This window comes from Mailhella sp. (assembly GCF_057866825.1).
In genome coordinates, this window is record NZ_DBMAHT010000116.1 from 1 (window position 1) to 6244 (window position 6244).

Annotated in this window: 5 protein-coding genes; 3 read left to right on the forward strand and 2 right to left on the reverse strand. The window is 61.4% G+C overall.

From position 1 onward, the window contains the following. Positions 1-152 precede the first annotated feature (152 nt). On the reverse strand, positions 153-3686 hold the full coding sequence (gene dnaE / locus ACZM96_RS08975; RefSeq protein ID WP_489488638.1) for a DNA polymerase III subunit alpha: 3534 nt from the start codon (positions 3684-3686) through the stop codon (positions 153-155). Continuing rightward, positions 3683-4048: a hypothetical protein gene (locus ACZM96_RS08980; protein WP_489488631.1), complete on the reverse strand. Its 366-nt coding sequence runs from the start codon at positions 4046-4048 to the stop codon at positions 3683-3685. The genes dnaE and ACZM96_RS08980 overlap by 4 nt, the downstream gene beginning before the upstream one ends. 372 nt (positions 4049-4420) lie before the next feature. Here ACZM96_RS08980 and ACZM96_RS08985 point away from each other — a divergent pair, with 372 nt between their 5' ends. The 3 genes from ACZM96_RS08985 to ACZM96_RS08995 all read left to right on the forward strand — a co-directional run. Next, the gene (locus ACZM96_RS08985) at positions 4421-4651 is read left to right on the forward strand and encodes a hypothetical protein (protein WP_489488633.1); all 231 of its coding nucleotides are present in this window, start codon (positions 4421-4423) and stop codon (positions 4649-4651) included. Continuing rightward, positions 4641-5459, forward strand: a complete 819-nt coding sequence (locus ACZM96_RS08990; protein WP_489488635.1) for an HD domain-containing protein — start codon at positions 4641-4643, stop codon at positions 5457-5459. Before ACZM96_RS08985 ends, ACZM96_RS08990 begins: the two co-directional genes overlap by 11 nt. Next, the coding region (locus tag ACZM96_RS08995; protein ID WP_489488637.1) for a TIGR00282 family metallophosphoesterase at positions 5459-6244 on the forward strand (786 nt) is incomplete at its 3' end. The genes ACZM96_RS08990 and ACZM96_RS08995, both read left to right, overlap by 1 nt.

Consider the following 6244-nt stretch of genomic DNA (forward strand, 5'->3'; position numbering starts at 1 on the left):
TAGTGCCGCAGGGCGTGGGCGGCGGCGAAATCGCCGCGAATGGTCAGCCGCCATACCGATCTGCTCATGCTGTCTCCTTGTTTCGCATGCAAAAACGATGCGCCGGTTTTCCTGATTCCTGGGGAATCGGGGCCGGCGCGCAAAAGGTTTTGTTACTGCCGCAGCGCAAGGCGCGCTTTGGCCCAGGCGTCCATGTCCTTGTTGAGCTGCGGGCTGGCCTGCACTCTCCAGCGCGGACCGAGTTCCATGAGGCAGTTGCGGTTGTTCAGCTCGAACTGAATCTGCACCGACGACGTGCCCTTGTGCTTTTCCAGAATGGCCTTGAATTCCTCGATGTCGGCGTCTCCCGTGCACGTCACGGGATAGGGGATCACCACGGGCTGATCGCTGCTCATGCAGGCTTCGAGCAGCGGCCTCGCGGAGTCGCACAGCAGCTTGATTTCCTTGACAGTGTTTTCGTCGTTTTCCTCGTCGTCGCCGAAATCGTCGTCGTCCTTGGCGTCCACGGTGCCGACGAGCTCAATGAGCGGCCGTTCGCCGTGCAGGGTTTCCTTAATGGTGGCGTAGGTCTTGGGGAAAATGGTGACCTCGGCGTGGCCCGTGAGGTCTTCCACCTGCACGAAGGCCATCTTGTCGCCCTTGCGGGTGATGAATTCCTTGACGCTGGTGACCAGAACGCCGGTCTTCACCGCGCCCTTGCCGAGCTCGCTGATTTCCTCCAGCGTGAGCAGGCCGAGTCGCTGCATGTCGCGGCGGAAGGGCTGGAGCGGATGGCTGGTGAGATAGAAGCCGAGCGAATCTTTTTCAAAGGCGAGCTTCTGATCGTCTTCCCATTCGGGGGTGTCCTGTTCCTCGCAGGGGAATCCGATGCCGGGCATGGGTGCGGCTTCCACGGAAGGCGAAAAGGCCAGAAGCGATATCTGCGCGGAATTCTTTTCCTTCTGCTTTTTCTGGGCCCGGGCCACCACGGTGTCGAGGCTGGCCAGCATGCCCGCCCGGCTGACGCCGAAGCAGTCGCACGCGCCGCCCTTGATGAGGCTTTCGAGCACGCGTTTGGTCACCTTGCGCAGATTGACGCGGGTGCAGAGATCGAGCAGGGACTTGTACGGGCCGTCCTCCTCGCGCGAGCGCACGATTTCATTGATGGCTTCGTCACCCACGTTCTTCACGCCGCCGAGACCGTACACGATGGAATCGCCGCTGGGGGTGAAGGAACGCAGACTGATCTGCACGTTGGGCGGAAGCACGTCGATGTTCATGTCGCGGCAGGCCGCAATGTAGCTGAGAATCTTGTCCTGGTTGCCGATTTCCGAAGAAAGCAGCGCGGCCATGAACTCAACCTTAAAGTAATACTTCAGGTATGCCGTGCCGTAGGTGATGTAGGCGTAGGCCGCGGAATGGGCCTTGTTGAAGCCGTATTCCGCGAATTTTTCCATGAGGTCGAAGATTTCGTTGGCCTTTTCCTTGGCCACGCCGCGTTCGGAAGCGCCCTTGAGGAAGATGTCGCGCTGCTTGGCCATTTCCTCGGCTTTCTTCTTGCCCATGGCGCGGCGCAGCAGGTCGGCGCCGCCGAGGGTGTACTTGGCGGTGATCTGCGCGATCTGCATGACCTGTTCCTGATAGACGATGACCCCGTAGGTGTCCTTCAGGCAGGATTCCAGCTCGGGAAGCGGGTAGGAAACCTCGATTTCGCCGTGCTTGCGCTTGATGAATTCATCCACCATGCCGGAGTTGAGCGGCCCGGGACGGTACAGGGCCAGCATAGCCACGAGGTCTTCAAAGCCCGAGGGCTTGAGCATGCGCAGGTATTTGCGCATGCCCGTGCTTTCCAGCTGGAACACGCCGTCGGTGTCGCCGCGGGAGAGCAGATCGTAGACGTTGGGATCGTCCGTGGAAAGGTTTTCCATGTCCGGGGCTTCCTTGCCCTGGCGCACGATGTTCTTCACCGCGTTGGAAATCACGGTCATGGTGCGCAGACCGAGGAAGTCGAACTTCACAAGGCCCACCTTTTCCACGAACTTCATGTCGAACGCGGCAATCTGTTCGCCCTTGCGTCCGGCAAAGAGGGGGAGATATTCCTCCATGGGCTTGTCGGACACCACCACGCCGGCCGCATGGGTGGAGGCGTGGCGCGTAAGACCTTCCAGACGCTTGGAAATGTCGATGAGCTTCCGAACTTCCGGCTTGGTCTTGTATTCCTCCGCGAGTTCGGGAACCGTGTCGAGGGCCTTCTGCAGCGTCATCTTGAGATCGGCGGGAATCATTTTGGCGATGCGCGTCGTCTCGTTGAACGGAATGCCCATGGCGCGGCCCACGTCCTTGACCACGGCCTTGGCCTTCATTTTACCGAAGGCCGCAATCTGCGACACCTTGTCCTTGCCGTACTTTCTCGTAACGTAGTCGAGCACCTCAAGGCGCCTATCTTCGCAGAAGTCAACGTCGATATCGGGCATGCTGACGCGTTCGACGTTGAGGAAGCGTTCAAAGAACAGCTTGTTGGGCAGAGGATCGATGGACGTGATGCGCAGGGCCCACGCCGCCACGGAACCGGCGGCCGAGCCACGGCCGGGGCCCACGGGAATGCCGTTGTTCTTGGCCCAGTTGATGTAGTCCTGCACGATGAGGAAATAGCCGGGGAAGCCCATGTCGCAGATGACCTTGAGCTCCATTTCGAGTCTGTCGCGGTACTCCTGCGGATTGATGGTGTCCCGGTGCGGATGCTTTTCCAGACGCTTTTCCAGACCTTCGCGGGCCATGCGGCAGAATTCGCTGGCCAGAGTCATGCCTTCGGGCAGGTCGTACACGGGGAAGTGATAGGGCGGCGCGTGGAGCTGGATTTCAAGATGGCAGCACTGATCCGCGATCTTGAGCGTGTTTTCCATGGCGTCGCGCGGAACGCCGTCGAGACCGGCGAGCATTTCCTCTTCGGACTTGTAGTAGAGATCGCGCGCCTCGAAGCGGAAGCGTTTGGGATCGTCCACCTTGGCCTGCGTCTGAATGCAGAGCAGGATGTCGTGAGCTTCCACGTCGTCGGCGTTGAGATAGTGGCAGTCGTTGGTGGCCACGAGAGGGAGCTTGGTGGCGTCGGAAAGCTCAAGAATGCGCTGGTTCACGAGCGCCTGTTCCGGCAGGCTGTTGGCCTGTACTTCCAGATAGAAGCGGTCGGGGAAAAGCGCGGCGTATTCCTTGGCTATGGCAATGGCGTCGTCGAAGGTGCCGCCGCCCGTAATGAGCTTGTTCTGCCCGAGAAGGGTGCGGGGCAGCTCGCCAGCCACGCAGGCCGAAAGCGCCACCAGGCCGTCGGTGCAGCCGTGAAGCATTTTTTTGTCGATGCGCGGCTTGTAGTGAAAGCCGTCGAGCCAGCTGCGGCTCACTAGATGCATGAGGTTGCGGTAGCCGACGGGATTCTGCGCCAGAAGAATGAGATGGTGCCGCACTCTGGCGAAGTCGGAGGTCTTGTCGGTGTGATCGCGGGTGACATAGACTTCGCAGCCGATGATGGGCGGAATGCCCACGTCCTTGCAGGCGGAATAGAAATAGGCGGTGCCGAAAAGGTTGCCGTGATCCGTAATGGCGGCCGCGGGCATGCCGAGCGCCTTGGCCTTCTGCGCCAGATCGGCGACCCGGATGGCGCCGTCGAGGAGGCTGAATTCGGTATGGCAATGTAAGTGAACGAAGGCCATCAGGCTGACTCCACAAACAGGGGGTTGATGTTCGTCTGCTTGAAAAAAGCAAGGGATCCGCCATGTTCCGAAATGCGGATGCGATATTCTTCGGAATCTGCGCGAAAAGAGGAGGCGAAAAACGCCAGCCGGGTTGTTCGGCGCGGGATGGTCGAAGCGTATCCGGGCGCGGCGCGGTTCCGAAAAAAGCAGGAGCGGATGATGACGATACCGTTACCGTCTAAACGGTAAGGCGTCAATGCCGGGGGAGGGCTTTCCGAAAGTCTGGGAAAAAGGACGCCGCCGCGGGGCGCGGACGAGAGCGGCTTCGGCGGCAGCCCGCCGATGGTCATGCCGATGTCATGAGTTTTTTCCTTTGAGAACACATGGTCGCCGGCGAGGCCGCAGAGCGCGTCGCTCCCGCCGTGTTTTTGAAAGGCAGTGAGGATGATGCCGGAAATGCCGTTCGAAGCTCCCGCCGTCCTCGTCGCGCTATGCCCCGACGGTCAAGGAAATGCCTCCCGCGCGCGTCGCTCCCGGTCAGGCGGAAGCGACGGAGAGGCCTCGGCGCAGGTCTTCGCGCGGCGGGAGGGGCGGACGCCGGAGCGCTGTGCCTAGGTCACGGCCTTTCGGAGTCTTTCCCCCGGGCCGGCCCGACGAGGAACTGCCCCGCGCAGGCCGGAGGCGTGGGGGTCAGCGCTCTTGCGCCCGGGCCTGCCAGAGGGTACTATCGGAAAAATTCTGCGAAGGAGCGTTTCTTGTACGCAATTCTTGAAGAACTGTTTACCGGCACGTTCGGCGGCGTGTTCATCATGGTGCTTGTTTCCGCCGCGGTGATTATTCTGCTGCGGTCGCTGTACGGCCCGCGGGGCTTTTTTCGCGATCCGAAATGGGATGAAAGCAACAAGCGCATACGCCTCAAGGAAGCCGAGGAACGGGAGCGCCGCCTGAAGGAATGGCAGAAGAGAGGAGAACAAGATGGAGATTGAGCTTTCCGCATACCGGAAGCGTTTTCTTGACTATGTGGAAGGCTTTCGCGACGTGCCCGACGCGGCTCCGCTTCGTTTGAAGGTGGAGCACACGTTTCGCGTTGTGGAGCACGCCGAGCGCATTGTGGACGCCCTGCCCGAAGACGAGACGGAGCGGGCGTGGAGCGAAGACGCCGAAGCCTGTCGCGCGGCGGTGCTGGCGGCGCTCTACCACGACTGCGGGCGCTTCCCGCAGTTTCGCCGTTACCGCACGTTTCTGGATGCAAAATCCGTCAATCATGCCGTGCTGAGCTTTCAGACCATGCGCGACGGGTGTTTTCTGCGTGAGGAATCCGCCAGGGTGCGGCGTCTTGCGCAGTGCGCCGTGCTGCTGCACAATCGCTACGCCCTGTCCCCCATGCTGGAGCCGGCGGCGCGTTTCGTCACCGACGTGGTGCGCGACAGCGACAAGCTGGACATTTTCCGCGTCATGGTGAGCTACCTCGGCAATGCGCTCCCGGAACGGGACGCCGTGCTTCTTCACGTGGCGGACGATCCCGGATCGTGGACGCCCAAGGTGGCGGAAGACGTGACGGCGGGCCGGGTGGCCCGGTATGTGGATCTGCGCTTCGTCAACGACTTTCGACTGCTGCTCGGCACCTGGATGCTGGAACTGCGCTTTGCCTCCACGAGAAGGGCGCTTGCGGAGAGCGGACTCATGGATGAAGTGCTTGCCGGGCTCCCCGACGCTCCCGGGCTGCGTCCGGCCAAGGAAAAACTTCATGCGTTGCTTGAAGATTGTCGGCACGGACGCGGAGCGGCGCGCTGATGCGTATTCTTTTTCTCGGCGACGTGGTGGGCAAGGCGGGCAGGCTGGCGGTGAAGCAGTTTCTGCCGGAGCTGCGCGAGGAATGGTCTCCGGAGGTGGTGATCGCCAACGGCGAGAACATTGCCGGAGGCATAGGCATGACCTCGGAGACGCTGGACGAGCTTTTTGCCGCGGGCGTGCAGGTGGTGACGTCCGGCAATCATGTGTGGCGGCACAGGGAGATTTTTTCGCGGTTTGAAAAGGACAGGCGGCTTGTTCGTCCGGCCAATTATCCTGAGGGCTCTCCGGGAAGAGGCTGCGCGATTCACACGCTTCCCGACGGGCGGAAACTCGCCGTTTTCAATCTTCTGGGCACGGTGTTCATGGATCCTTTGCCCTGTCCGTTCCGGGCGGCGCTCGGCTGGCTCGAAGGCGCGCCGGCGCTCGGCGCGTCGCGGGAAGGGCGGATTGCGGCTTTGCAGAATCTGACGGAACATGGTACGTTGCCTTCCGGGCCTGCGCTCTCTGCCTGCGCCGGGGATGCCCGGCACGAGCTTGACGGCGTCATGGTGCGTCTGGTGGACTTTCATGCCGAGACCACGGGCGAGAAGAAGACCATGGGATGGGCTCTCGACGGCAAGGTGAGCGCCGTGCTCGGCACGCACACCCACGTGCAGACGGCGGACGCGCAGATTCTGCCGCACGGCACGGCGTACATGAGCGACGTCGGCATGTGCGGGGTGGAGCAGTCGTCGCTCGGCATGGATTTTGAACCCGTGTTTCAACGTTTTTTCACGCGCATGCCT

Coding starts and splice junctions, on each gene's coding strand:
- ACZM96_RS08990 (WP_489488635.1), top strand. CDS start 4,641: ATGGAGATTGAGCTTTCCGCATACCGGAAGCGTTTTCTTGACTATGTG.